Origin of the sequence: Nocardia sp. MH4 (assembly GCF_019266065.1) — a bacterium.
Taxonomy (GTDB): Bacteria; Actinomycetota; Actinomycetes; order Mycobacteriales; family Mycobacteriaceae; genus Nocardia; species Nocardia canadensis.
In genome coordinates this window covers 1-25,060 of the sequence record NZ_LPNR01000125.1, presented here as the reverse complement: position 1 = coordinate 25,060, position 25,060 = coordinate 1, and the positions used below count along the sequence as shown (strand labels likewise).

At 68.9% G+C, this 25,060-nt stretch carries 32 protein-coding genes and 1 pseudogene; 21 read left to right on the top strand and 12 right to left on the bottom strand.

Annotated elements, in window-relative coordinates:
* The first annotated feature begins 27 nt into the window (after positions 1–27).
* The 8 genes from ATM97_RS29000 to ATM97_RS28965 all read left to right on the top strand — a co-directional run bounded on the left by ATM97_RS29000 (position 28) and on the right by ATM97_RS28965 (position 4,405).
* Entirely contained in the window at positions 28–204 is a 177-nt protein-coding gene (locus ATM97_RS29000) for a hypothetical protein (RefSeq protein ID WP_218721379.1), read from the top strand.
* Entirely contained in the window at positions 201–473 is a 273-nt protein-coding gene (locus tag ATM97_RS28995) for a hypothetical protein (RefSeq protein ID WP_218721378.1), read from the top strand. The genes ATM97_RS29000 and ATM97_RS28995 overlap by 4 nt, the downstream gene beginning before the upstream one ends.
* Positions 470–1,603: a hypothetical protein gene (locus ATM97_RS28990; RefSeq protein ID WP_218721377.1), complete on the top strand. Its 1,134-nt coding sequence runs from the start codon at positions 470–472 to the stop codon at positions 1,601–1,603. Before ATM97_RS28995 ends, ATM97_RS28990 begins: the two co-directional genes overlap by 4 nt.
* 1 nt (position 1,604) lies before the next feature.
* Positions 1,605–2,198, top strand: a complete 594-nt coding sequence (locus tag ATM97_RS28985) for a hypothetical protein (protein WP_218721376.1) — start codon at positions 1,605–1,607, stop codon at positions 2,196–2,198.
* 9 nt (positions 2,199–2,207) lie between these two features.
* Positions 2,208–2,540, top strand: coding sequence for a hypothetical protein (locus ATM97_RS28980; RefSeq protein WP_218721375.1), 333 nt, complete (start codon positions 2,208–2,210; stop codon positions 2,538–2,540).
* Positions 2,537–2,863: a hypothetical protein gene (locus ATM97_RS28975; protein ID WP_218721374.1), complete on the top strand. Its 327-nt coding sequence runs from the start codon at positions 2,537–2,539 to the stop codon at positions 2,861–2,863. Before ATM97_RS28980 ends, ATM97_RS28975 begins: the two co-directional genes overlap by 4 nt.
* 76 nt (positions 2,864–2,939) lie before the next feature.
* Positions 2,940–3,296 carry a hypothetical protein gene (locus ATM97_RS28970; RefSeq protein ID WP_218721373.1) on the top strand — a complete coding sequence of 119 codons (357 nt, stop codon included), beginning with the start codon at positions 2,940–2,942 and terminating at the stop codon, positions 3,294–3,296.
* The gene (locus ATM97_RS28965) at positions 3,296–4,405 is read left to right on the top strand and encodes a hypothetical protein (RefSeq protein WP_218721372.1); all 1,110 of its coding nucleotides are present in this window, start codon (positions 3,296–3,298) and stop codon (positions 4,403–4,405) included. The genes ATM97_RS28970 and ATM97_RS28965 overlap by 1 nt, the downstream gene beginning before the upstream one ends.
* On the opposite strand, the gene ATM97_RS28960 is transcribed toward ATM97_RS28965, so the two are convergent.
* From ATM97_RS28960 to ATM97_RS28950, 4 genes are all read right to left on the bottom strand, one after another.
* Positions 4,398–4,724 (bottom strand): hypothetical protein, encoded by a 327-nt coding sequence (locus ATM97_RS28960; RefSeq protein ID WP_218721371.1) that lies wholly within the window; start codon positions 4,722–4,724, stop codon positions 4,398–4,400. The two genes, ATM97_RS28965 and ATM97_RS28960, sit on opposite strands and share 8 nt — an antisense overlap.
* Before the next feature lie 142 nt (positions 4,725–4,866).
* Entirely contained in the window at positions 4,867–5,001 is a 135-nt protein-coding gene (locus ATM97_RS34650; protein WP_255588597.1) for a hypothetical protein, read from the bottom strand.
* A 1-nt stretch (position 5,002) separates the two neighbouring features.
* Positions 5,003–5,419 carry a hypothetical protein gene (locus tag ATM97_RS28955; protein ID WP_218721370.1) on the bottom strand — a complete coding sequence of 139 codons (417 nt, stop codon included), beginning with the start codon at positions 5,417–5,419 and terminating at the stop codon, positions 5,003–5,005.
* 50 nt (positions 5,420–5,469) lie between these two features.
* The gene (locus tag ATM97_RS28950) at positions 5,470–5,748 is read right to left on the bottom strand and encodes a helix-turn-helix domain-containing protein (protein WP_218721369.1); all 279 of its coding nucleotides are present in this window, start codon (positions 5,746–5,748) and stop codon (positions 5,470–5,472) included.
* Positions 5,749–5,924: 176 nt separating this feature from the next.
* Here ATM97_RS28950 and ATM97_RS28945 point away from each other — a divergent pair, with 176 nt between their 5' ends.
* The 3 genes from ATM97_RS28945 to ATM97_RS28935 are packed head-to-tail and all read left to right on the top strand — an operon-like array spanning position 5,925 to position 7,616.
* Positions 5,925–6,260: a hypothetical protein gene (locus ATM97_RS28945; protein ID WP_255588596.1), complete on the top strand. Its 336-nt coding sequence runs from the start codon at positions 5,925–5,927 to the stop codon at positions 6,258–6,260.
* Entirely contained in the window at positions 6,196–6,762 is a 567-nt protein-coding gene (locus tag ATM97_RS28940; protein ID WP_374104917.1) for a DUF6879 family protein, read from the top strand. The genes ATM97_RS28945 and ATM97_RS28940 overlap by 65 nt, the downstream gene beginning before the upstream one ends.
* The gene (locus tag ATM97_RS28935; protein WP_218721368.1) at positions 6,759–7,616 is read left to right on the top strand and encodes a helix-turn-helix transcriptional regulator; all 858 of its coding nucleotides are present in this window, start codon (positions 6,759–6,761) and stop codon (positions 7,614–7,616) included. Before ATM97_RS28940 ends, ATM97_RS28935 begins: the two co-directional genes overlap by 4 nt.
* Positions 7,617–7,854: 238 nt before the next feature.
* Here ATM97_RS28935 and ATM97_RS28930 read toward each other — a convergent pair whose 3' ends face one another.
* Positions 7,855–8,112, bottom strand: a complete 258-nt coding sequence (locus ATM97_RS28930) for a hypothetical protein (protein WP_218721367.1) — start codon at positions 8,110–8,112, stop codon at positions 7,855–7,857.
* 177 nt (positions 8,113–8,289) lie between these two features.
* Positions 8,290–8,775: a hypothetical protein gene (locus ATM97_RS28925; RefSeq protein WP_218721366.1), complete on the bottom strand. Its 486-nt coding sequence runs from the start codon at positions 8,773–8,775 to the stop codon at positions 8,290–8,292.
* A 43-nt stretch (positions 8,776–8,818) separates the two neighbouring features.
* On the opposite strand from ATM97_RS28925, the gene ATM97_RS34935 reads away from it, so the two are divergent.
* The 4 genes from ATM97_RS34935 to ATM97_RS28905 all read left to right on the top strand — a co-directional run bounded on the left by ATM97_RS34935 (position 8,819) and on the right by ATM97_RS28905 (position 13,592).
* Complete coding sequence (locus ATM97_RS34935; protein WP_308248673.1) at positions 8,819–10,720, top strand: ComEC/Rec2 family competence protein; 1,902 nt, start codon at positions 8,819–8,821, stop codon at positions 10,718–10,720.
* Positions 10,721–10,819: 99 nt separating this feature from the next.
* Positions 10,820–11,791 (top strand): DNA polymerase III subunit delta, encoded by a 972-nt coding sequence (gene holA / locus ATM97_RS28915; protein ID WP_218721364.1) that lies wholly within the window; start codon positions 10,820–10,822, stop codon positions 11,789–11,791.
* A gap of 16 nt (positions 11,792–11,807) precedes the next feature.
* Positions 11,808–12,218 (top strand): VOC family protein, encoded by a 411-nt coding sequence (locus tag ATM97_RS28910; RefSeq protein ID WP_218721363.1) that lies wholly within the window; start codon positions 11,808–11,810, stop codon positions 12,216–12,218.
* 81 nt (positions 12,219–12,299) lie between these two features.
* Positions 12,300–13,592, top strand: a complete 1,293-nt coding sequence (locus ATM97_RS28905) for an LCP family protein (protein WP_218721362.1) — start codon at positions 12,300–12,302, stop codon at positions 13,590–13,592.
* Here ATM97_RS28905 and ATM97_RS28900 read toward each other — a convergent pair whose 3' ends face one another.
* Positions 13,593–13,835, bottom strand: a complete 243-nt coding sequence (locus tag ATM97_RS28900) for a hypothetical protein (RefSeq protein ID WP_218721361.1) — start codon at positions 13,833–13,835, stop codon at positions 13,593–13,595.
* 97 nt (positions 13,836–13,932) lie between these two features.
* Positions 13,933–14,193, bottom strand: a complete 261-nt coding sequence (gene rpsT, locus ATM97_RS28895) for a 30S ribosomal protein S20 (RefSeq protein WP_019045815.1) — start codon at positions 14,191–14,193, stop codon at positions 13,933–13,935.
* Positions 14,194–14,589: 396 nt separating this feature from the next.
* Between rpsT and ATM97_RS28890 the strand changes: the two genes are divergently transcribed.
* The 4 genes from ATM97_RS28890 to ATM97_RS28875 all read left to right on the top strand — a co-directional run bounded on the left by ATM97_RS28890 (position 14,590) and on the right by ATM97_RS28875 (position 18,792).
* Positions 14,590–16,125, top strand: coding sequence for a circularly permuted type 2 ATP-grasp protein (locus ATM97_RS28890; RefSeq protein ID WP_255588616.1), 1,536 nt, complete (start codon positions 14,590–14,592; stop codon positions 16,123–16,125).
* A 5-nt stretch (positions 16,126–16,130) separates the two neighbouring features.
* Positions 16,131–17,108, top strand: a complete 978-nt coding sequence (locus ATM97_RS28885; protein WP_218721360.1) for an alpha-E domain-containing protein — start codon at positions 16,131–16,133, stop codon at positions 17,106–17,108.
* Positions 17,105–17,947 carry a transglutaminase family protein gene (locus ATM97_RS28880; RefSeq protein WP_218721359.1) on the top strand — a complete coding sequence of 281 codons (843 nt, stop codon included), beginning with the start codon at positions 17,105–17,107 and terminating at the stop codon, positions 17,945–17,947. The genes ATM97_RS28885 and ATM97_RS28880 overlap by 4 nt, the downstream gene beginning before the upstream one ends.
* A 68-nt stretch (positions 17,948–18,015) precedes the next feature.
* Positions 18,016–18,792, top strand: a complete 777-nt coding sequence (locus ATM97_RS28875) for an aquaporin (protein ID WP_218721358.1) — start codon at positions 18,016–18,018, stop codon at positions 18,790–18,792.
* Positions 18,793–18,855: 63 nt separating this feature from the next.
* Here the strand turns inward: ATM97_RS28875 and ATM97_RS28870 are convergent, their stop codons facing one another.
* Positions 18,856–19,407, bottom strand: a complete 552-nt coding sequence (locus ATM97_RS28870; RefSeq protein WP_218721357.1) for a type II toxin-antitoxin system PemK/MazF family toxin — start codon at positions 19,405–19,407, stop codon at positions 18,856–18,858.
* A 105-nt stretch (positions 19,408–19,512) separates the two neighbouring features.
* Between ATM97_RS28870 and lepA the strand changes: the two genes are divergently transcribed.
* On the top strand, positions 19,513–21,360 hold the full coding sequence (gene lepA, locus ATM97_RS28865) for a translation elongation factor 4 (RefSeq protein WP_218721356.1): 1,848 nt from the start codon (positions 19,513–19,515) through the stop codon (positions 21,358–21,360).
* A gap of 12 nt (positions 21,361–21,372) precedes the next feature.
* Here lepA and ATM97_RS28860 read toward each other — a convergent pair whose 3' ends face one another.
* The 3 genes from ATM97_RS28860 to ATM97_RS28850 are packed head-to-tail and all read right to left on the bottom strand — an operon-like array spanning position 21,373 to position 23,728.
* On the bottom strand, positions 21,373–22,596 hold the full coding sequence (locus ATM97_RS28860) for a HAMP domain-containing sensor histidine kinase (RefSeq protein WP_308248658.1): 1,224 nt from the start codon (positions 22,594–22,596) through the stop codon (positions 21,373–21,375).
* A 38-nt stretch (positions 22,597–22,634) separates the two neighbouring features.
* Entirely contained in the window at positions 22,635–23,327 is a 693-nt protein-coding gene (locus tag ATM97_RS28855; RefSeq protein ID WP_218721354.1) for a response regulator transcription factor, read from the bottom strand.
* A 35-nt stretch (positions 23,328–23,362) separates the two neighbouring features.
* On the bottom strand, positions 23,363–23,728 hold the full coding sequence (locus tag ATM97_RS28850) for a hypothetical protein (protein WP_218721353.1): 366 nt from the start codon (positions 23,726–23,728) through the stop codon (positions 23,363–23,365).
* Between the two features lie 279 nt (positions 23,729–24,007).
* On the opposite strand from ATM97_RS28850, the pseudogene ATM97_RS28845 reads away from it, so the two are divergent.
* Positions 24,008–25,060: pseudogene (locus ATM97_RS28845) on the top strand (hypothetical protein); the annotation flags it as partial.

Sequence of the window (25,060 nt, the reverse complement as noted above, 5' to 3'; positions counted from 1 at the left end):
GCGTTGTTCCGGTCTTTCCTTGTAACCGTGACCGGCGTCGTTGCCTTCGTCATCGGCAAGAATGTCGACACGTCATGGATCGAATCCGCGACGGTGCTGTACGGCATCGCCTCGCCGATCATCGCTGGCCTGCTCATCCGCAGCGCGGTCCGGCCGGCCTCCACCTCGATCTCGATTGAGGACGGTCTACGGGGCGGCCGGTGAGCCCGGAGCAGATCGCTGCCTTCGGTGGCATCATCGCCGCGGTCCTGGCCGCCTGGACCGGCTTTCAGGGCAGGAAGGTCAGCGAGCTACAAGGCCGGATCGAGAAGCTCGAAGAGGAGCTCTCTGCCGCCGAGGCGCTGGGTCGTGCGGCGCTGAAGTACATCCGGAAGTACTGGCGTTGGTCGGACCAGCGCGACATCGCGCACCAGCGGGGTGTCGAGCCGCCGTCACCGCCGGAGCTGCCGGAGCTTCTCAAGGATGAGCTGTGACTTTCCCGGGCTACTCGGGCGGCGCGCAGCCGGGCAACTGGGGACTGTCGGCGAACGGGTCCATTCCCGGAATGGGCGGCCTCACGCAGAGCGCGGTCACGGACAAGATCGCGGGCGAGGCGATGCAGGGATCCAACTGGCCCGGCCTCGGCGGGATGCTCGTCGGGATGATCCTGTCGCTGATCGCGGGCGCGCTCGGCGCGGTGCTCGGCGGATTCGGGTCGATCATCGACGCGATCTTCGGCACAGTGAACGACGACTTCGTCAGCCAGCTGCCCACGATCAACGACCACTCGCAGAGCATCACCGAGCTGCAGGCCGCGTTCAATCAGCTCATCCTGCAGGGCAACGCGATCGTGTTCACCAGCAACAACACCTATACGCCCAGCGACGGCATCGTCTCGATCGAGGTCATCATGCTCGGCGCCGGTGCCGGTGGGGCAGCGGGGCGCTGGGACATCATCGCGGGCAACCGGCGAGTCGGTAGCGGCGGCGGTGGCGGCGGCGAGGTGCACACCACCATCCCGGCCAGCCTGCTGCCGATGACCGGCGGCCACTTCGACCCGATCTCGATCGTGATCGGCGCGGGCGGGGCGGGCGGTACGGGCGACGCGCAGGCCGGGACCGGCGGCGGCAACACCAGCTTCGGTTCCTACCTCACGGCCGGTGGCGGCGTCGGCGGCCTGTCCGTCTACACCGCCGGTGCCAACGTCGGCGGCGGCGGAGGCGGCGCGGGCATGATCGTCGGCGGCGCTGGCGGCGGCGCAGGCGGTTCCGGCGCGGGCGAGAACTCGCCCTTCGCTGGCGGCAACTCGATCTCGGGCTTCTCGCTCAACGGTGGTGGCGGCGGTGGTGGCGGCGGCATGGGCTTCGCCGGTGGCGTGCCCGCTGCTGGTGGCATCGGTGGCATCTCGCCTGGCGGTACCCCTGGTAACCCCGGGCAGCCGCCCTCCGACGTCGTCGCGACCGGCGGCGGTGGCGGCGGCGGCAGCTCGAGTGGCGGATCCAGCGGAGCCGGTGGCGCCATCCCCGCAGGCGGTGGTGGCGGCGGCGGGGGCGACATCAGCGCCCGCGGCAACGGTGGCAACGGCGCGCGCGGCCAGCTGTTCGTCATCGAGCGGATGAGCTGACGTGTACGCGGTCCTCACCGTCTACACGTCGAACGCGACCTGGACGAAACCCGCTCACCTCGTGGGCCTGGACGTGATCCTGCGCGCGGCAGGCGGCGCGGGCTCGGCATCCACCGGCGGCGGGGGCGGCGCGGCCGTCGCCACCCAGAAGCGATTCGCCTCGGCGCAAGTCCCCGACTCGGTCGCGATCATCGTCGGCGCGGGCGGAAGCTCCGGCGGGCCCGGGGGTAGCTCGGCGTTCGGGGATCTGCTCGCCGCGCCAGGCGGCGCGGGCGGGAGCTCCGGCGGCGCTGGCGGTCTCGTGTCCGGGATGCGGGGCGGCAACGGCGGTGCGTCGGGCCAGCCCGGCGAGTCCGTGACCTCCGGCGTCGTGCGGCTGCTGGCCGCCGGGGGCGGGGGAGCGGGCTCCGGATCGACCGGCGGCGGGTCCGGCCTGGTCCCTGCGGGCGGCACCAGCCCGGTCTTCTGGCAGGCCTGCCAGTCCGGCGGCGGCGGAAACGCTGGCAACACTGGCGGATTCCCGGCGGGCGGCGGTGGAGCGTCGGCGGCCGGAGCTGGCGGCGCGGTCACCGTCATCGAGTACATCACCGACTAGGAGGACCACATGGCCACGGCCACACTGCATCTCGCCGACGTCGGCGGGTTTCCCGGATCTGCCCGCTGCTGGCAGCTCGACCCACCCGCCGTGATCGGCGGTCGCCCGGCCGAGTTCGTCACTATCTACGTCCAGGAGGGCTTTGCCCACCAGTTCCCCGAGACCGTCACCGTCCGCGCGCTGCCCGATTCGGGTGCGGTCGACGGCCCTTCGGTGATGAGGCTGCCCGGCAGCTTCGTCCTGCCCGGCGACCCCGACAGCCCTGAGTACATCGACGGTTGCCATTTCCTGGCGCTGCAGTTCCTCGGTGGCTACACCGTGCGCGTCCAGGACGAGTCGTGAGCGAGGACGCGGGCCACCGGCCACGGCATCGGGCGATCATCCTCTCCGCCGCCGCCGGATTCGTACACCACATCAAGCCGCGCACCACCCCGTTCCCGGTCGGTGTGGAGGCGCGGGTCGAGCTGTGGGACTCCACGTACACGACCCTGCTCGATACATGGGACGCGACCTCGATCAGCACCGGCCTGATCGCCTGGGCGATCGTCCCCGCCACCACGGACACGATCCCGGAGAACTCGCGCTACCGGATGTATCTGACCTACCCGACCGCGCCCGCGCTGCCCTATATGTGGGCTCACGGCCAGGTCGTCCGCCAGCAGTAGCGCTCACCGCTTCACCCCGAATTTCCCCAACCCCCAAGCCATTCGGCTGGGGGTTTCGTCGTTTCAGGAGGAGACCATGGCTATCGCAGTCGCCGCCACGCGGCAGGCACTCGCCGACACCTACAAGACCCAGGGCGGCGCGGGCACCGTCTGGGTGTCCCTGCACACCGGCGATCCCGGCACCACCGGCACGGCCGAGGCGTCGGGCGGTAGCCCGGCCTATGCCCGCAAGCAGTCGACCTGGACGTCCGGGTCGGGCGGCGTGCTCACCGGCAGCCAGGTCGTGATCGATGTCCCGGCTGGCACCTACACCTACGCCGGTATGTGGACCGCGGTGTCGGGCGGCACCTTCATCGACAAGGTCGCGATCACCTCCACGACCTTGGGCAGCCAGGGCCAGATCCTCGTCACCCCGAGCTACACGCAGAGCTGATGCGCGAAGACGCGCCGCTGCCCAGCGTCGAGTACGCCGACGAGCCGGTCACGATCTGGCTGCTCGACGCGCCGCTGCCCAGCGTCGAGGAAATCCCCGGCGTGCCTGACGGCGTGGTGATCCCGGACGGCGTGGTCGCCAACTTCACTGGCGGCAGCTTGGCCGCGGCCGAGGTCATCGCGAAGCCTGGCCTGTACCCGGAGTTCTCGGGGCGCGGCACGCTCACGGCAATGATCCGGATCAAGGTCGCCGTCACTGCGGCGTTCGGCGGCGAAGGCACGGTCGAGCTCCCCGGCTCGATCCCCGCGCGGTTCGGCGGTACCGGCGCGTTCTCCGCGCTCGCCTACCCCGGCCGCGTGCTGGGCGCACCATTCGCCGGCAGCGGCGCCCTGGGCGCCGTGGTGATTCCCGTCGGCACCACGGACGCACCCTTCACCGGCAGCGGCCAGCTCGCCGCGGTCGTCGCCGTCCCGGTGGCCGCGGACTTCACTGGTTCCGGCGCGCTCTCGGCGGCGGCTCTCGGTGGCATCCCTGTAGCTGCAGCCCTCACCGGCGCGGGCACGCTTTCCGCAGCTACGACCTACCGCTACGCCGTCACCGCGGCGTTCACCGGCTCCGGTGCGTTCACCGCGTCGCTGCAGACCTTCTCGGTGGCCGCGGACTTCACCGGCTCCGGCGCGCTGTCAGCTTCGGTCACTGCTGGATTCCAGCCGTCCGGTATGACGAAGAATGGCACGCAGGCCGCCATGACCGGGTGGGGCACCGTCACGAACTGGACGCCGACCACCGGCACGTACCCGGGCAGCTCGGTGGACGGGTCACACCGGCTGGTCGTGCAAGGTTTCAAGACGAACGCGAGCCTGTCCGCTTCCGTTCCGTACACTGGCGCGGTCTTCGGCACGACGCACAGAATCAGGCTGGTCGATCAGTCGGGCAATGTGCTTGTCACCGGCGCCAACGTAGGGTCCGGCGCCACCTCGGGTACGTGCACGGCGTCGGCGACCGGCGTCAATCTGACCGGCGTCACGGCGATCGGCGTCCAGATGGACGGCAGTTCGGCGTCCGGCACGATCACCTCGGGTGCCACCTGCAATCTCACGATTACGTAGACGGCGCAGCCGCGCGCGGGCCGCGTGCCTCACGTCGAATCAGCAGCGATCCGGCGAGAGCGATCACGCCGACTCCGGCGAGTGGCCAGAAGATCACCCGCCGAGGGAATGCCGCGTCGGCGCATTTGATGGCCAGCTTCTCGGCCTGCCGCCCGCCGAGCTTGGACGATCCGTCCCACGGCTCGGCAGTAATCGAGTTGCTGCAGGTCACCTCACCGGCAAGGTCGGGATCGGGAAGCTTCACCTCCCACAGCAGGCCTGTGATGGCAACGGCGATCAGCACCACGCCGATAGCTGCGATGAACTGCCGAACAGACATTCGATTCCCCTCGGATCAGGCCGGCCTAGTCCGGCCGCCGCCGACCATCCTGCCGCCTACCCATCGGTACCGCAGCTGAAACAAAGAGCGCCCCGCCTGGATCTTTCAAGTCCAGACGGGGCGCCTTTTCGCGTATCCGTGCTCAGCCGTTCCGCTCGTCCATCTGGGTCGGCTTGCGGTAGCTGTCGGCACCGTCGACCAGAATCTTCCGGGGAAGGGCATCGATGTCACCGGCATGGCACGCGCCGTTGTTGCCGGGGGTCTCGATCGAGTTCATGTCACCTCCTCTCACTCCATCGGTCGAGCTCGGACGGGTAGGTCAGCGGCGAAAGATCGCGTCGAATATCAGCCAGGTCACGCCCACCAGCAGCAGGCACACGATCACGAGGATGGCTGTGTCCATGACGATCTCCCTCTCCAGGCAGGGCGGGCGGGTCGAAGATATTGGCGAGACGGCGAGCGAACGTCTCCTCTGGCGACACCGTGATCACGTCGGCTACCGCCACTAACTCCTCGGGAATGTCGCCGCCGACGTGCGCAGCCGACGGCATGACGACTGCGTCTGCCTCGGCCTTCGCGACTGCGGCGATCAGCTTGACTACTGGATCCGCGGTGAACTCGCCGAACACGATCGTCTTGGATAGTCGGTAGCCGAGTCGCTCTGTGATGGTGCGGATCTGGATCTCGTGCCACACGCGGCGCGCCCCGGATACGTCAGTCCGGAGGTACCCGATCGCGGGCGGCCTCACTGGCCGACCTTGAATCCTGGGACTTCCATGGTGGCGCGGCCGATCGAGGTCGCTGCCCAGCCTCGGCCGCGCCGCGACATCTCCCAGAGGTCGCCGTCGTTCGTCGGCCGGCAATCGACGAGCCCCAGCAGGCTCATTCGAGCAGCTGCCTCGACGGCTTCGCGTTGGGCCAGGTTGGTATCGCGGGCAAGCTCCCTGGCGGTGAGCGTTCCGCCCGGCGCGAGGACCGCTAGCACACGGGCTTCGGTGGGGTTGATCGGATCGTGCGTTGCCATCGGACACCTCGGAGTGGTCGGAGCGTGGTGCTGAAACGCTACGAAGCGAAGCTGCGGCGGCACCACAAACTTGCAGCAACTTGCACCAACCGATCCGAATCGTGAGCAAAGGACTCGCTGCTCAGTCACCATGGATCTGTACCGCGCAAGTTCGCGCACACAACTGGACAAGGTGGATGACCATGCGGCTAAAGTTCCTGGGCAACGGCGGTTCTCAGCAGGGCGGCTGCCCGACTCTCTACGCAACCGACCAAGACACCTACGTGGTGCAGGGTTGGCGCACCGATAGGCCCGACACCGTCGAGATCCCGCACCTGCTGCTGGGTTTCGCCGAGCCGGATACCTTCGTCGGCGCAGCGATGACCGATACGGGTCGCGGTACGTTCCTCATCAGCGGGGCGCCGGTGCGCGACGCGGAAGCGTTGGCGACTATGAACCTGCCCGGCCATGAAGCCGGGATCGAAGTTCCGAAGAAGGAGAGGACGTTCTACGGTGCAGCTGGTCAGGCCTGACGAGTTCGCCGACCTACTGAGCTCGGTGCAGCGCAGCGCCTTCCATCTGGAGGTGCAGGACTCCTACCTCGTCGACGACGAGGACGAGCACTTCGCAAAGTTCCTCGCCGGTGAGGTCGACGACTATGCCTGGATGGACGGCTGGTCCGACCTGGTGAGGTCAGTGGTCGCCCGCGGCTGCAAGGTCGAGCGCGCCCGTGTGGTGACAGTGCCCCACAGCGACTACATCCGGTGGTCGCTGGAGGTGTCCCGGGTGAACATTGCGGCAGGGGAGGACATCCGGTACTTGCCTCGCCACGAGATCAGTCCGGACCTGCTGACGGCAGAGGACTGGTGGCTGTTCGACAGCGAACGGGTCGGATTTACTGCGGTCGATGCGGCCGGCCGGTGGGTAGGGACCGCGGTCACCGACGATCACAAGGTCGTTGACATGTGCGTCGCTGTCCGCGACAGTGTCTGGCCGATCGCGATTCCGCACGCCGACTACCTGTCTCACCGGTGACCCAATCGGTCACCCAAGCGCGCGAAGCTCTCGGACTCCGACTCCGGGAGCTTCGCCGCGACGCCAAACTCACGGCTCGGCGCCTCTCTCAACTCGCCGACTGGCACGAATCCAAGGTATCGAGGATCGAGAACGGCAAGCAGACGCCGTCCGAAGCCGACATCGAGGACTGGTGCTCACACACCGGCCACCCCGAGCAGCTCAGCGATCTGATCGCGACGCTGCGCCATCTCGAAGCCGCCTACATGGAGTGGAAGCGCGTGCTCGGCGGCGGGACTCGCCGCCGTCAGCGGATGTCGCTGAAGCTGGAGGGCGAGACCCGCACGATGCGCTGGTACGAGGCATCTGTGGTCCCTGGTCTACTTCAGACTCCCGAGTACGCCGAGGGCCTGCTGTCGAAGATCATCGAGTTCTACGGAATCCCGGACGATCTCCAGGAGGGCGTGGCTGCGCGGATCGAGCGGCAGAGAGTCCTGTACCGCGGCGCTGGCCGGTTCACCTTCATCCTCGCCGAGCAGGCCTTGCAGACGACCGTCGGCGATGACGGAGTAATGCTCGGGCAGCTCGACCGGCTGCTGACGATGATGTCTCTTCCTCGTGTCGTTCTCGGCATCGTGCCGGCGAAGACTCCCTACCACGGTCCCGTGACGAACGGCTTCGTCATCTTCGACCAGCGCCTGGTCCAGATCGAGACCATCACCGCCGAGCTGAACGTGAACCAGCCGCGCGAGATAGAACTGTACGAGCGGGTATTCGCGGGCCTGGTCGAGAACGCTGCGTTCGGTGACGAGGCTCGCAAGCTTATTGTTCGGGTACTGCACGAGCGTCGCCCCAGTGGTCGCAGCGAGCATTGACCGGCGGCCAGTAGATCGTGACTCCGCAGCGACGGCAGCAGTACGTGCGGTGGTGGCCCTCTGCTGCGAGGCATGGCACGGTGCCGACGAGAGCCTCGCCCGGGCCGAGCTGGTGGCCAGCCGGACATGCGATCGGCATCGGCTCAGCCCAGGCCCCGCCACGCACCTGGTAGAGGCGACCGGGGTCGACCGGCCTCCCGTCGCCGAGGTGCCAGACGATCGAACTCATGTGCGAATTCTAGGCGCGTCCGAGCATGGCTCGCATCCGGCCGAGCACCGCGGCCGATGACTCTCCCGGCTGGTAGCGCAGGTGCGGCATCCGCAGGATTGCCAGCACGGCCTGGATCTCGTCCATAGTCGGCGGCGCGTCGAGCTCGGCCTCGAGGATGTAGTAGAGCTGCTCGTCGATGAGTGGGGAGTCCGGGTCGATGTGATCCACAACCGCCGCAATCACCTCCGCGTCGGCTGCGGAGATCGGGTCGTCAGTGTCCGACACGTCTGGAGTGTATCGGCGGAACCGATCGTCGGGGTGCTGCGTCCAATGGTGCATGGACGACATCGATCGGGATGCGCTGCGTGAGGCTGGGATCGATCCGGATGACTGGGCGGGTGCAACTCCGAATGGCCGCCGTGCGCGTCGGCCTGGAGCAGTTGCGCGCACGGCAGCACGGTCCTATCCGTCCAGCTCGGCCAGAGCCTGGACCCAGGTGCGCGACCGCAGCCACGCCAGGCCAGCAGTGTGGAAGTACCCCAAGCCGAGCAGCTCCTGTGCCCGACGAGTCCACGCCTCTGGCGCCCGCTCCGGGTACCGGGTCGACCCGAATGCTTCCCGGGTGCTCCAGTAGCTCGACAGATCGGACAGGTGGGTCGGGTCGGCATCGATCCACATCAGCACCGACACGGCCTCAGCCAGGTCGGTGTGGCTCCGGAACAGCCGAAGCGACGTGATGGCGGCGAGGCCGGCCGACAGGCGGGACAGAACGCCGCGGACTTCGTCCTCGGTGGGGCCGTTGCACCACGACATCGTCCACCCCCGCGCCGCCTCGTAGGTCGCTTCGAACGGCACCTCGTACCGATCAGTGAGGGCGCGGGCGAGAATGTGCATCTGACGGGGACGACTCTTGCTCGTGGTCAGGACATGCTGGACAGGAACGGTCATGGCGACGGCCTTCGGTTGGAGTGAGGAGTACCCCTAAAAAACCATCAGTGGAGCGAACTTCACTATCCTGCTCGCCGCGCTGCTCGGGTTGGCGAGATTGCTGACCGCGGGTCCGCGAACGAGTGCCGCTGCCGCCGCGGTGACGGTGGTGGTGTTCGTCGTTCTCGCGCGGCCCGACCCCAGTGTGCTGCGGGCCGCGGGCATGGGGTCGGTGACGGTACTCGCGTTGCTCACCGGCCGCCGCAAACAAGCGCTGCCCGCGCTGGGTGCCGCGGTGATCGGACTGCTCGTTGTGGCACCGCAGTTGGCGGTGAGCGCGGGGTTCGCGTTGTCGGTGCTCGCGACCGCCGGCCTGATCCTGCTCGCGCCGAGCTGGGCGGATTGGTTGCGGGCGCACGGGTGGTGGCGCGTACCCGCCGAGATCGTCGCGGTGTCGGCAGGGGCGTTCGTCGTCACCCTCCCGCTGATGGTCGCACTGTCGGGACGGGTGAGCGTGGTCGCGATCGTGGCGAACGCGCTTGTCGCGCCGGTGGTCGGGGTGATCACCGTGATCGGTGCGGTGGGTGCGGCCGTCGCCTGCCTCTGGGGTGAAGCGGCGGTGTGGGTGCTGTGGTGCGCGCGCCCACCGCTGTGGTGGCTGCTGGCGGTAGCCGACCGGACCGCCGCCGTGCCCGGTGCCACGATCTCGGTGCCGTCCGGCGTGACCGGGGGACTGGTCACAGCGGCGATCGTCGTCGTCCTCGTGGCAGCTCTGCGATGGTCGAAGGCTCGCCGATTGCTCGCCGTCGCCGCCTTGGGCGTCGCGATAGTGCTTGTCCCAGTGCGCCTATGGCAGCCGGGATGGCCGCCGACCGGCTGGGCACTGGCGATGTGCGATGTAGGCCAGGGCGATGGCCTCGCCCTCTCCGTCGCCCCCAACGCCGCGATCGTGATCGATACCGGCCCGGACCCCCGCCCGATCCGCCGCTGCCTCGACCGCCTGCGCATCACCCACATCCCCCTCCTGATCCTCACCCACCCACACGCCGACCACATCGACGGCCTGGCCGGCGCACTCCGCGGCCGCACCACCGCCGCCATAGCCACCGCACCCGGTGAACTTCTTTCCACCGGCGGCCCGCACTCCACCAGCGGTCACACCATCGGCGGCACCCCCTCCACCGGCACTGGGCACTCTGACACCAGCGGGCATCCCGCTGCCGTCGGGCATCCTGTCGCCGTCGGGCCCTCCACGAGCGGCGCGCCCTCCACGAGCGGTGGGCATCCCGCTGGCGCCGAGCAGTCTGCCGGGGCCGAGCACTCTGTCGGCGCCGAGAGCACCAACCAGCGCCACCCGAACGGCGGACACTCGGCCGGGCTACCGTCCGCCTCTCGCCAGGATGTTGTGGCGCAGCGGAATTCATCTGGTCCAACCGTCGCGACCGAGGGGATCGAGCGAGTCGTCGAGCTCGCCGAGGCCGCCGGGATCCCGCTGATGGAATTGCGCGCGGGGCAGGTACTGACGTTCGGGGCAGTCGAATTGACGGTGCTCGCGCCGGGGCGGGAAGCGTCGTCGCTGGACCTGGACGAAGCCAACGATCGGTCGCTGGTGTTGCGGGCGCGCACCGCCGTGGGCACGATTCTGTTCACCGGCGATATCGAAGCGACCGCGCAATCTCGGGTGTCGCGTGACAGCGACATCCGCGCCGACATTCTCAAGGTCCCACATCATGGGTCCCGCACCACCACACCGGAGTTCCTGCGCGCGGTCCACCCGCGCCTGGCCTTGATCAGCGCCGGGACGGACAACTCGTTCGGCCACCCGCACCCCACGATCATCACCGCGTTGGACACCCTCGGCGTCACGATCGCCCGGACCGATCACGACGGCGACGTGATCGTGTCGGGCACCGCCGTCGAACCGCGCACAACGACATCCCGTCGGCGGACTCCAGCCCCTCCGTGAACCGCCGGCAGCGGGCGGCCGGGAGACCCCGCGCGGCGGCCGACCACCTCGAACGACCGCGACCGGCTCGCTGTCGGTGCCCGAACGTAGGATCGCCTGGTGAGCGAACGCCCTGCCGCGGTACATCTGGTTCTCGGTGACGAGGAACTGCTGGTCGAACGCGCCGTGGCGCAGGTGACCGGCCAGGTGCGGGCCGAGGCGCCCGATCCGGACTCGGTGCCGGTGGATCGGCTGCGCGCCGGTGACGCGAGTACCGCCGAACTGGCCGAGCTGTTGAGTCCGTCGCTGTTCGCCGAGGACCGGGTGATCGTGCTCGAGTCGGCCGCGGAGGCGGGCAAGGACGCGGTGGCGGTGATCACCGACGCGGCGGCCGACCCGCCGGCGGGCGTGGTGCTGATGGTGCTGCATTCGGGCGGCGGCCGCGCCAAAGCACTGGTGCCCGCGCTGCAGAAGCAGGGCGCGGTGGTGCACGAGTGCGCCAAGCTCACCAAGGCCGGCGAGCGGGCGGAGTTCGTGCGCGCGGAGTTTCGCGCTCTCGGGGTGCGGGTGGCGCCGGACGTGGTCCAGGTGCTGATCGAGTCCGTCGGCTCGGAGCTGCGTGAGCTGGCCGCGGCCTGCTCACAGCTGGTCGCCGACACCGGCGGCAAGGTCGATGTGAACGCGGTCCGCCGCTACTACTCCGGCCGCGCCGAGGTGACCGGGTTCGATGTCGCGGAGCTCGCCGTCGCGGGCGACCGCCCGGCGGCGATGGAGGCCCTGCGCTGGGCCACCGACCGCGGTGTCCCGCACGTGCTGCTGGCCGACGCCCTCGCCGATTCCGTGCACACCATCGCCCGCGTCGGCTCCGCGGGCCGAGGCGACCCGTTCAAACTCGCCCAGCAGCTCGGCATGCCCCCGTGGAAGGTCAAGAAGGCGCAGGCCCAGGCCCGTGGCTGGACCCCGGCCACCATCGGCACCGCCCTCCAGGTGGTCGCCACCCTCAACGCCGACGTCAAGGGTGGCGCCGCCGACGCCACCTACGCCGTGGAACACGCCCTCTCCCGCATCCTCGACCTGCGCGCCGCGGGCTGAGTCGACGGGCGACGACGTGGTGCGCCTGATCCCCGAGCTCATCTGTGCCGACCTCCGGGCCAGCCTCGAGTTCTACGGTCTACTCGGGTTCCGGATCCGCTACGAGCGCCCCGCGGAACGGTTCGCCTATCTCGAACGCGACGGTATCGACCTCATGCTCGAACAGCCGACGGACCACGAGCCGCTCTACCCGCACGCGCCGCTCGAATATCCGTACGGTCGCGGCATCAACTTCACCATCGACGTGGACGATGTCGCCGAGCTCCATGCGGTGATCACCGCGACCGGGCGGGAACTGTTCCTCCCGCTGGAGGACCGCTGGTACGCGCGGGCAACCGACGTCGTGGGCGTGCGCCAGTTCGCCGTGCAGGACCCGGACGGGTACCTTCTGCGGATTTCCCAGAACCTCGGTACGCGCAGTCGCTGAGCCGACACGCCTGGTCGCGGTGGAATCGGGACCGAATCGCGATGTCGGTCCGGCCTCACGGCTGGCACAGTTGATCATGACATGGACGAGCCGACTGTCAGCCGGACCGGGGAGCGCGGGAGCAGTCGACGCGCTCGTGGTTCGGCGGGCCGGTGGGCCAGGGCATTCGGGAAGGGGTTCGCCGCCGGGATGTCGGCGCTGGTGGTGGCTGTCACCGCGTACGGGTGGTCGACGGCAGGCAGTTTCGACGCCGGGTTCCTGCGCTCGCAGGCCATCGAGGACGACGCGCCGCACTCGCTCGGCGGGGATCTGAACATCCTGCTGATCGGGCTCGACACCCGGCGCGATCAGAACGGGAACGAGCTGCCGACGGAAATCCTGGATCAGCTGCACGCCGGCGACGGGGACGAGGGCGGCTACAACGCCAATACGCTGATCCTGGTGCATATTCCGGCCGCGCTGGACAAGATCGTCGCGGTGTCGATTCCGCGTGACGACTACGTGCCGGTCAGTGGCATCCCGGGCTACACCCACGCCAAGATCAAGGAGGCGTACGGGTTGAAGAAGGCCGCGGTGCAGGATCAGCTGATCGCACGCGGCGTCACCGATCAGCGCCAGCTCGAACAGGCGGGCAGGGAGGCGGGGCGGGCCTCTATCGTGCGGGCGGTGCGTGATCTGACCGGAGTGCCGATCGACCGGTTCGCCGAGATCACCCTCGCCGGTTTCTACGATCTCGCCGCCACGCTGGGCGGGGTGGAGGTGTGCCTGAACCATCCGGTGCAGGACCTCGAGTTCTCCGGCGCGAACTTCCCGGCCGGCCGCCAGCATCTCGATCCGGCCCAGGCGCTGGCCTTCGTGCGGCAGCGGCACGGGCTGGAGAACGGCGATCTGGACCGCACCCACCGCCAGCAAGCGTTTCTGACCTCGGTCGCCGGGCAGCTGCGTAGTGCGGGCACCCTGACCGACCCCGGCAAACTGTCGGCGTTGATGGAGGTGGCGCACCGCAATATCGTCCTGTCGGACGGCTGGAACATGACCGAGTTCGTGCGCACCCTCGGCAGCGCGAAAGACCCGCAGGTGGAATTCCGCACCCTGCCGATCCTGCGCTACGACGTGATCAACGGGCAGGACGTGAACATCGTGGACCGAGCGGCGATCCGCCGCGAGATCGCGGCCGCGTTCGGGATGCCGGCACCCGCGTCGACGACGACCCGGCGAACAACGGCGCGGACCGAACCGCCCGCCGCCTGGCCGGGCGAGACGTCCACCGGTGCCTGGCAGACCAGCGCGACCACGCCGGTGACGGACACCCCCGACGCGGGCAAGCCGGTCCGCAGCGACATCACCTCGGGGCGGATCCCCTGTGTGAACTGATCAGTCGCCGACGACGGCGAGCTCCTCGTCGTCCTCGAGATCCTCGTAGCGACCTTCCCACTCCTCGTAGAGCGGGACCTCGTCCTCGCGGGTGACGATCCAGGCGGCCGCGAAGCCGCCGTCCTCGTCCGGGACCATCACATTCTCGATCTTGAGTCCGATGCCCAGGATCTCCGCGGCGCGGATCACCTCGGCCAGGTCGTCGCCTCGTACCACCGTCTGATTCGCGTACACCGTCAGCATGCGCGGAATGGTAGCCGACGACAAAAGCCGCCGTGGTCATCGAGGCCACGGCGGCTGCGTCTTGCGAAGTATTGCTGAGCGGGTGGACCCGCTCCGATCAGATCTTGTTCAGAGCCAGCGCGAGCGCGGACTTCTTGTTGGCCGCCTGGTTGGCGTGGATGACGCCCTTGGAAGCGGCCTTGTCGAGCTTGCGGCTCGCGAACTGCAGCTGCTCGGCAGCCTTTTCCTTGTCACCGCTGGCGGCAGCTTCACGGAAGTTGCGGATCGCGGTGCGCAGCGCGGACTTGACCGACTGGTTGCGCTTGCGCGCCGCCTCGTTGGTACGGATCCGCTTCATCTGGGACTTGATGTTGGCCACGCCTGTATCCTCTGGTTTCCTGTCGCTGGGTGGTATGTCTCGAAAGCTCGTCGGGCGCGCGCCCACGATGCAGCAGATGGTGCTGAACTACGGGTAACACCGCGCCGAAGATCGAGGTTACCAGCTCGGCACCGCCCGGCGAAATCGGGCTCCGATCGACCGGCCCCCGGCTCCGCTGATTTCATCCATTTCAGGTGATGCAAGAAATTTACCTGTGTCTCACACGACCCTGCTGCCGGGTGATGCACAGTTTTTCTCATGACCTCCACCACAGCGCCGAGTACGGCTCGATCTGCATCACCGGCGTTGGTGAGAACGAACGGGCATCCGGTGAACGCGCACGCCGGTTTGTTCGAGGGGTACGGCCCGGGCCGCTTCGCCGACGCGTTCGACGAGATGTTCGACGCGGCGGGACGAGTGCGGGCGCCGTATAAAGGCATTCACGCCGCGATGGCCGCCAACGACGTAGACGACCTGGCCAAACGCTCCGACGCGCTGGACCGGGCATTCATCGATCAGGGCATCACGTTCTCCCTGTCGGGGCAGGAACGGCCGTTCCCGCTGGATCTGGTGCCGCGGGTGATCGCCGCCGCCGAGTGGGCCAAGCTCGAGCGGGGCATCAAACAGCGGGTCACCGCGCTGGAGCTGTTCCTGGCCGACGTCTACGGCGAGCAGAACATCCTGCGCGATCAGGTGATCCCCAAGCGGCTGGTCACCTCGTGTGAGCACTTCCACCGCGAGGCCGCGGGCCTGGTCCCGCCGAACGGGGTGCGCATCCATGTCTCGGGCATCGACCTGGTGCGCGACGAACGCGGCGACTTCCGGGTGCTCGAGGACAACCTGCGCTCGCCGTCGGGGGTGTCCTATGTGATGGAGAACCGGCGCACGATGGCCCGGGTCTTCCCCGACCTGTTCTCCTCGCACCGGGTGCGCGCGGTCGGCGACTATCCCACGCACCTACTCCGGGCGCTGCGGGCCTCCGCGGCGCCCAACGAGGCCGACCCGACCGTCGTCGTGCTCACCCCGGGTGTGCACAACTCCGCCTACTTCGAGCATTCGCTGCTGGCCAGGCAGATGGGCGTCGAGCTGGTCGAGGGGCGTGACCTGTTCTGCCGCGACAATGTCGTCTACATGCGCACGACCGCGGGCGAGCGCCAGGTCGACGTGATCTACCGCCGCATCGACGACACCTTCCTCGACCCCATGCACTTCCGCCCCGACTCGGTGCTCGGCGTGGCCGGCGTGCTCAACGCCGCCCGCGCGGGCAACGTGGTGATCTCCAGCGCGGTCGGCAACGGCGTCGGTGACGACAAACTCATCTACACCTATGTGCCCACGATCATCGAGTACTACCTCGGCGAGAAGCCGATCCTGCCCAACGTCGACACCTTCCGCTGCTGGCTCGACGACGAACGCGAGGAGGTGCTCGACCGGGTCGGCGAGCTCGTGGTGAAGCCGGTCGAGGGGTCCGGCGGCTACGGCATCGTCATCGGGCCCGACGCGTCCCCGCGCGAGCTGGAGGCGGTCAAGCGCAAGGTCAAGGCCGATCCGCGCGGCTGGATCGCCCAGCCGGTGGTGCAGCTGTCGACCGTGCCGACCAAGATCGGCAACGATCTCGCGCCCCGGCACGTCGACCTGCGCCCGTTCGCGGTGAACGACGGCGAGGACATCTGGGTGCTGCCCGGTGGGCTGACCAGGGTCGCGTTGCCGGAGGGCTCGCTGGTGGTCAACTCGAGCCAGGGCGGCGGCAGTAAGGACACCTGGGTGCTGGCCGGTCGCTCCGGCCTCGTCGACCGGGAACTGGCCGGTCCGGAACTGGTGAGCGATCCGCCGCAGGCCGACTCCTTCGAAATCGGTCGCGAACTCAGCGCGCCGCAGGCCAATCAGCAACAGCAGCAACAACAACAGACGCAGCGGCTGATCGGGGACTGACACACATGCTTGCTCGCAACGCCGAATCCCTCTACTGGATCGGCCGATATGTCGAGCGCGCCGACGACACCGCGCGCATCCTCGACGTCGCCGTGCATCAACTGCTCGAAGACGCCACCGTCGACGCCGACCGCACCTCCCGGGTCCTGCTCAAGGTGCTCGGCATCGAGCCGCCGGAGGGGCTGCGCCTGGACGTGTGGTCGGTGACCGACCTGGTCGCGTTCAGCCACGACCACGGCGTCTCGATCAGCGACTCCATCGGCAAGGCCCGCGAGAACGCCCGCGGCGCACGCGAAGTCACCTCCAGCGAGATGTGGGAGTGCCTCAACGCCACCTACAACGGGCTGGCGACGGCGGAGAAGGCGGCGCGCGGCCTCGGCCCGCACGAGTTCTTCTCCTACATCAAGGACCGCGCGGCGATGTTCACCGGACTGACCGACTCGACGCTCTCGCGCGACGACGGCTACCGTTTCCTGCTGCTCGGCCGCTCCATCGAACGCGTGGACATGATGGTGCGGCTGCTGCTCTCGCGCGCGGGCGACCGCACCTCCTCGCCGGCCTGGGTGACGGTGCTGCGCTCGGCGGGCGCCCACGACACCTATCTGCGCACCCACCGCGGCGCGCTCGACGCGGCCAGGGTCGCCGAGTTCATCCTCATCGACCGGCTCTTCCCGCGCTCGGTGTTCCACACGCTGCGCGTCGCCGAGGCCTGCCTGACCGAACTCGACCAGCGGCCCGGCAGTCGCGTCGGCGCGCGTCACGAGGCCCAGCGGGTGCTCGGCCGGGCGCGCAGCGAACTCGAATTCCTGCCGCCGGGGGTGCTGCTGGAGGACTTGCAGAGCAGACTGCTCGCGCTGCAGAAATCGTGCCGCGAGGTCAGCGAGGCCGTGTCACGCCAGTACTTCCACGCCGCCCCCTGGGTGGCGTGGACCGATGTGCGCAGCAGTTCCGACGGCCGCGTGCAGGTGGAGGGAGAACTGTGAGCTGGCGGATCAGGGTGGTGCACACCACCGGATATGTCTACGACGCGCCCGTGACGCGCTCGTTCAACGAGGCCAGGCTGACGCCGCGCGCCGACAGCAGGCAGAACGTGATCCTCAATCGCGTCGAAACCGTGCCGGCCACCAGGTCGTATCGCTACACCGACTACTGGGGCACCGCGGTCACCGCGTTCGACCTGCACGCACCGCACACCGAACTCGAGGTGACCGGGTCCTCGGTGGTGGAGACCGAGCCGTTCGCGGAACCGACCGAGGAACTGAGCTGGGACGACCTGCGCAGCGGTCCGATCGTCGACCGCTTCGACGAAATGCTCAGTCCCACCTCCTATGTGCCGCGCGATCGCAAGCTCGCGACGGTGGCCAGGCAGCTGTCCCGGGGCGAGGAACCGGCCAAGGCGGTGGTGCGCGCGGCCGAATGGGTGCACAAGGAGATGGACTACATCGCGGGCACCACCTCGGTGCACACCTCGGCGTTGCAGGCCTTCGCCGAGCGGCGCGGTGTCTGCCAGGACTACGCCCACCTGACCCTGGTGTTGCTGCGCAGCATGGGAATTCCCAGCCGGTACGTCTCCGGCTACCTGCATCCGAAGCCGGGCGCCGAGATCGGCGAGACCGTGGCAGGCCAGTCGCACGCCTGGGTGGAGGCTTGGACCGGGCAGTGGTGGGGCTACGACCCGACGAACAACCTCGCCGTCAACGAGCAGCACGTCTCGGTCGGGGTCGGGCGCGATTACGCCGATGTGCCTCCGCTGAAAGGTGTCTTCTCCGGCGGCGGCTCGACGGACCTCGAGGTCGTTGTAGAGGTGACCCGCCTCGCGTAATGTCCAGTTCGCTCGTGCGGAACCCCGCCTTGCCGCGGGGACAAGTCCTCTCGGAGAGGTGGTGGCAGATGTCTCCCACTGCACAGGAACTGGTCGAACCCGAAGTCGTCCCCGAAGTCAAGAAATGGGTAGCCGAGGGTCTGGGCACCTTCATACTCGTGATCGGTGGTGTGGGCACCGCGGTCCTGGCCGGTGAACGAGTAGGCGCGCTCGGTATCGCGCTCGCCTTCGGTCTGTCGCTGATGTTCCTCGTCTACGCGATCGGACCGATCTCGGGTTGTCACGTCAATCCCGCGGTCACCCTCGGTCAACTCCTGCTCGGCAGGCTGACGGCCGCGTCGGCCGCGGGCTATTGGATCGCCCAGCTGATCGGTGGATTCCTGGCCGGTCTCGTGCTGTTCGCGCTGGCCAAGAACCTGCCGTCCTACGATCGGGCGGTCGACGGGCTCGGCGCCAACGGCTGGGGCGCACACAGTCCGTCCGCGGTGACCGGGCCGCTGGGCGAGGTCGTGGTGCAGAACGGGTACGGGATGGCGGCGATGATCATCATCGAGGTGATGCTCACCGCGCTGCTGGTGTTCGTGGTCCTCGCCTCGACCGATCAGATCTCCGATGTGCCGCTGGCCGGTCTGTCCATCGGTGTCACCCTCGCGGTGATCCACCTGATCTCGATCCCGGTCGACGGCACCTCGGTCAACCCGGCGCGCAGTCTCGGCGTGGCGCCCTACCAGGACGGCGCGATGGGCCAGGTGTGGGCTTTCATCGTCTTCCCGCTGCTCGGCGGGGTTCTGGGCGCGCTGGTCTACGGCTTGATCTTCGGGCGATCCAGGGACGTCCTGAGCTAGCGCAGGACGCGCCGACGACGAAGCCCCGATTCGGAGTACCGGATCGGGGCTTCGCAGTCTCGCTCAGCTCCAGCGGTATTCGGCGACGAGCCGATGCGCGACCAGGTCGAAGGTCTTGCGTTCCACGATCGCGCCCTCGCGGCGGATGCCGTCTTCCGGCACGTCCAGCACTCGATCCAGCCGGACCCAGCTGGGCCTGCCGTCGTGGTCCCACGGGCCCGAACCGATCCCGACCCAGTTGTGATCGTGCGCGCGGTCGGGCTTGGACGACAGCATCAGCCCGAGCAGGGTCTTGCGGTCACGCCCGACGACCAGCACCGGGCGGTCCTTGCCGTTGGTGGGGTCCTCCTCGTAGGGCACCCAGGTCCACACGATCTCGCCCGGGTCGGCGCGTCCGTCGAGCTGCGGGCAGTAGACGATCTGCCGGGCGCGGTGGGCGGTGGGCACCGGCGTCGACGCGGTCGGGCGCACCGCGACGGTGGGTTCCGGCTTGGCCGCCAGCGCCCCCACCAGCTTCTCGAGCAGCCGTGGACCCTGCTTGCGCACGATCTTCGGTCCCTGCTCCTTGGCGATGACGCCGAGTTGCTTACCGAGAGTGTTCCAACTGCTGGCCATCCCTGAAATATAACGGTGACGCACGCTTCGGTGCACCGGTGACAAGGCGGCGATTCGACGCATGGGACGATAGACGCAGTTCGCCGATACCCCTCGAGGAGTGGAGTGGCTTCCAGTTTTGCCGATACGACGTTCACCGATCCGTCCCGGATCCGGAACTTCTGCATCATCGCGCACATCGATCACGGCAAGTCGACCCTGGCCGATCGGATGCTGCAGCTGACCGGTGTGGTCGAGGAACGGGCCATGCGCGCCCAGTACCTGGATCGGATGGACATCGAGCGCGAGCGCGGCATCACGATCAAGGCGCAGAACGTGCGCCTGCCGTGGACTGTCGACGGCCAGGACTACGTCCTGCACATGATCGACACCCCGGGCCACGTCGACTTCACCTACGAGGTCTCGCGCGCGCTCGAGGCCTGTGAGGGCGCGATCCTGCTGGTCGACGCCGCCCAGGGCATCGAGGCGCAGACGCTGGCGAATCTGTACCTGGCGATGGAACGCGATCTGGTGATCATCCCGGTGCTGAACAAGATCGACCTGCCCGCCGCCGACCCGGACCGCTACGCCGCCGAGATCGCCCACATCGTCGGTTGCGAGGCCGACGACGTGCTGCGGGTGTCGGGCAAGACCGGCGTGGGTGTGGGTGAGCTGCTGGACAAGGTGATCGCCGAGGTGCCGCCGCCGGTCGGTGACGCCGATGCCCCGGCTCGCGCGCTGATCTTCGACTCGGTCTACGACACCTACCGTGGCGTGGTCACCTATGTCCGGGTGGTCGACGGCAAGCTGACCCCGCGCCAGAAGATCAAGATGATGTCGACCGGCGCGCAGCACGAGCTGCTCGAGATCGGCATCGTCTCGCCCGAACCGAAGCCCACCCAGGGACTCGGCGTCGGCGAGGTGGGATACCTGATCACCGGTGTGAAGGATGTGCGTCAGTCCAAGGTCGGTGACACCGTCACCTCCGCGCGCGACGGCGCCACCTCGGCGCTGGCCGGCTACCAGGAACCGCGCCCGATGGTCTACTCGGGCCTGTACCCGGTCGACGGCTCCGACTACCCGGATCTGCGTGACGCGCTGGACAAGCTGCAGCTCAACGACGCGGCGCTGACCTACGTGCCGGAGACCTCGGTGGCGCTGGGCTTCGGTTTCCGCTGCGGCTTCCTCGGCCTGCTGCACATGGAGATCACCCGCGAGCGGTTGCAACGCGAGTTCGGCCTCGACCTCATCTCGACCGCGCCCAACGTGATCTACCGGGTCGTCATGGAAGACGGCACCGAGCACATCGTCACCAACCCGTCGTACTGGCCCGAGGGCAAGGTGCGCCAGACCTTCGAGCCGGTCACCAAGTGCACCGTGATCGCGCCCAGCGAGTTCGTCGGCACCATCATGGAGCTGTGCCAGAGCCGTCGCGGTGAGCTGCTCGGCATGGACTACCTGTCGGAGACGCGCGTGGAGATGCGCTACACGCTGCCGATGGCCGAGATCATCTTCGACTTCTTCGACTCGCTGAAGTCGCGCACGCGCGGTTACGCCTCGCTCGATTACGAGGAGGCGGGCGAGCAGTCGTCGGCGCTGGTGAAGGTCGACATCCTGCTCCAGGGCGAGGCTGTCGACGCGTTCAGTGCCATCGTGCACAAGGACGCCGCCCAGGCCTACGGCAACAAGATGACCTCCAAGCTGCGCGAACTCATCCCGCGTCAGCAGTTCGAGGTGCCGATCCAGGCCGCGATCGGCTCGAAGATCATCGCGCGCGAGAACATCAGGGCGATCCGCAAGGACGTGCTCGCCAAGTGCTACGGCGGTGACATCAGCCGCAAGCGCAAGCTGCTCGAGAAGCAGAAGGAAGGCAAGAAGCGGATGAAGACCATCGGCCGGGTCGACGTGCCGCAGGAAGCCTTCGTGGCCGCGCTGTCCTCGGACGCGGCCTCGGACAAGCCCAAGGGCAAGTAGTTCCCACCCCGTTCACCCCGGCTCGGCGGTGATGCGCACCAGCAGGCGCGTCCCGCCGAGTGGGCTTTCGGTGAGTTCGGCCGTGCCGCCGTGCAATTCGGCCTGCTGCCGGACCAGCGCCAGGCCCAGACCCGAGCCGGGGGAGCCGGGCCGTTTGGCGAAGCGGTCGAAAGCGGTGGGGGACAGGTGTTCCGGTACCCCGGTGCCGTTGTCGTCGACGGTGATCTCGATCCCGTCCGCGTCCGCGTGTGCCGCGACCGCGATCTCGGTGGCATGTCCGTGCAGGACCGCGTTGGCGACGGCGTTGGTGACGATCAGCAGGATCCCGCCGGGCAGGCCGGTGATCGGAACCGGGTCGCACGCGGTCAGCGCGATGTCGACGCCGGGTTGCGCGCGCCGGGCGTTCTGGACGGCGCGATCGAGAGTCTCGCAGAGTTCGAACGGCTCGAACGCGCCCGCGTCGGTGAGCTCGCCGACGGCCAGGCGCTCCAGATCGGTGAGGGTGCGTTCGATCTGGCGTTCGGCGGCCAGCACATCGGACAGGACGGCGTCGCGCTGCTCGGCCGGGAGATCGGCACCGGCCAGGACCTGCAAATCGGTGCGCATCGCGGTGAGCGGGGTGCGCAGTTCGTGCGCGCAGACCGCGGCGAAATCGCGCGCGCCCGCCAGCGCCTGCCTGGTCTCACCGTGCGCGGTCTCGAGGCGCGCCAGCATCCGGGTGATGGCGTCGGAGAGTTCCTCGGCCTCCCTGGCACCACGGCCCGACAGCGGTGGCAACTCGTCGAGGGTGTCGATCTCGTGGGTGGCGGTGGCCAGCCTGCGCAGCGGGCGCGCCGCGAAACCGGCCAGCACCCAACCCAATCCGGCCGCGATCAGCACCCCACCGACGCCGATGCCCAAGCCGATGAGCTGGCTGCGGGTGATCGCGGCGTCGACCAGCTCACGATCGGGATCGAGCCGGACCAGCAGGCCCGGCGCGCCCTGGACCTTGGCCAGCGCGGTGTCGGACGGATTGCCCGGCGCTGCCACCACCGGTGGTTCGGGGGTGCCGGGGACCGTCCGCTCGTCCGCCGGGAGCGGGATCGGCAGCGCGGGGACGCCGTCGACGCGCTGCACCACCCGGACATTCATCGTCGATACCGTCTGATCGAGTTGCCGGGTGCCCGCGACCTTCAGCAGCGCCGCATAGGTGAGTCCCAGGGTGATCGCCACCAGCGCGGCGACCAACGCCGACACCACGGCCACCCGCGTTCGCAACGACCACGACCCGGTCCTCACGGGCGCTCGCGCAGGACGAATCCGACGCCGCGCACCGTGTGCACGACCCGACCGACGCCGTCGGCCTCGAGCTTGCGGCGCAGATACGAGACGAACACGTCGACCACATTGGTGTCGGTGGCGAAGTCGTAACCCCAGACGGCGGACAGGATCTGCTCGCGCCCGAGCACGATGCCGACGTTGTCGGCGAGCATCGCCAGCAGCTCGAACTCGCGTTTGGTGAGTTCGACCAGTCGTCCGGCCGCGTGCACCCGGTGCCCGGCCGGATCGATCTCGACCCGGCCCACCCGCACCGTCTTGCCCTGCGGCGCAGCGGTTGCCGCGCTGCGGCGCAGCAGCGCGCGCAGCCGGGCGATCAGCTCGCCGAGGTCGAACGGTTTGGTGAGGTAGTCGTCGGCGCCGCGTTCGAGTGCCGCGATCCGGTCGCTCACCGCGCTGCGGGCGCTGAGCACGCAGATGGGGATGTCGTTGCCCATCGCCCGCAGGGCCGTCACCACGCCGACGCCGTCGAGTTCGGGCATGTTCACGTCGAGCACCATGGCGTCCGGGGTGGTGGAACGCACCAGGGCGAGCGCCGCGGCGCCGTCACCGGCCGTGACGACGTCGAAGCCCGAGAGTTCCAGGCCGCGCCGCAGCGAGGCCAGTACCCTGACCTCGTCGTCGACGACCAAGATCTGCTGTCCGGTCATCCGCTCACCCTAGTTCGATCCCTCGTTTCTCCTGGTCAGCGCACGTGCGGCGGGCGGATCACGAGAACGCCACCCGGCGCCTCGCCCGGGTCGACGTCGCGGCAGTCGCCCGGCGCCTCGACGGCCGGGTCGCCCGGATGTCCGGGCAGGGCGGGCAGCGGTGCCGCGGGGGCGCCCTCGTAGCGCTCGATGTGGATGCGCGCGCCCTCCGGCGGCAGGGGCCGGGCGGGAGTACCGGGCGCCGAGCAGATGATCAGCGTCCGTTCGGGCCCGATTTCCCTGGTCACGGCGGGATCGGCGGTCGCGGCGCCGGCCACTGCGGCGATCGTCGCGGTCAGCAGTGCGGTGCCGCCGACCAGGGCGGCGGCACGGGAACGGCGGCGGGCGGTGAATACGGTCATGGGCGGGACTCCTCCGAGGGGGTTTCGCCGATCGGTGCGACCGGCGAAACCGACGCTAAGCAGCCGATCTTCAGGGACCGTTGAGCAATCGTTAGAGTTCTCTTGGGATCGTGAACCCCCCGATTCCACCGGGTCGCCGAAAACTGTTGCTCGCCATAAGGTGGTACCAACCGTTCTGGACGAAACAACGGTTCGGCCTCCGGGTAATAGTGTTGGATGATCTTCACTTCGCCTCGTTCGTGGTGGGGGGTCGACAGTGATGCGAGTGTTGGAGCATTGATGACGCGTGATCTGCCTTTCGATGACGATGCTGCGCGCGCGGAGGGGACCGACACGGCCTACCGGGTCGCCAACGGTGTCGCGCGGGTAGCACGCGCGGGCGCCTACGTCACCGGTGGAGCCCTGGTCGCCGCGAACGGCACCGGTCCCGACACGACCCCGGGCACCAGCAACGCCGACAGCCGGGTCGCCGGTTGGTCTTCGCAGTACCCCTCCGACCCCAGCCCGGACGCGCCGAGCCCGGTCGTGACGTTCCCCGACCTCGCCGACGTGCCCGCCCCACATCCGGTGCCGCACACGCCGTTCGCTCCGCACGCGCCTGCTCCGGCCGACGTCACCATGGTCGCGCGAGCCACCGAATCCGACTGGCGCCCACAGATTCCCGGCTCCGACGACGAGCGGGAGCTGCGGATTCCCGGCTCCGACAGCCATCCCTCCAGCGGCTTCGGCATCCCCGGCTACGCGCAGGCACCGACCACGCCCGGCCGCGGTCTCGGCGACACCGACACCGACAACCCGTTCGGCCTGCCGGAGACGCCCGCCTTCGGGTTGCCCGGTCACGGGATCGGCATTCCCGGTTTCGACGGGCTGCCCGGCCACGGCATCGGCATCCCCGGCTATGACGGCATCGGCCTGCCCGGTTCGCCCGGTGGCCTGCCCGGCGCGAGCGTGCCCGGCGCGGGTCAGCCCGGCGACGGACTGTTCGACGGCATCGGTGACATGTTCGACGGCTTCGGCGCGATGGTGAACACCGAATGGCAGATCGACGCGCACGCCGGCCTGGACGGCGTGTGGTTCACCTCGCAGATGAAGGTCACCGCGCAGGTCGGCCAGGTCGGCGATCAGCTCGACGACTACGGCAAGTGGCTCGGCGACGGCATCAAGGTGCCCGGCGACACGACCGCGGGCGGTACCGGCGGGGGGTTGTCCTCGCCGACCGGGCCGAGCCTGCCCGGCTCGTCGTCCTCGGGCGTCGGCCTTCCCGGCGGCGCCACCGGACCGTCGTCCGCCGCGCCAGCCCCGGCCGCCCCGCTGGCACAGGCCCCGGCGCCC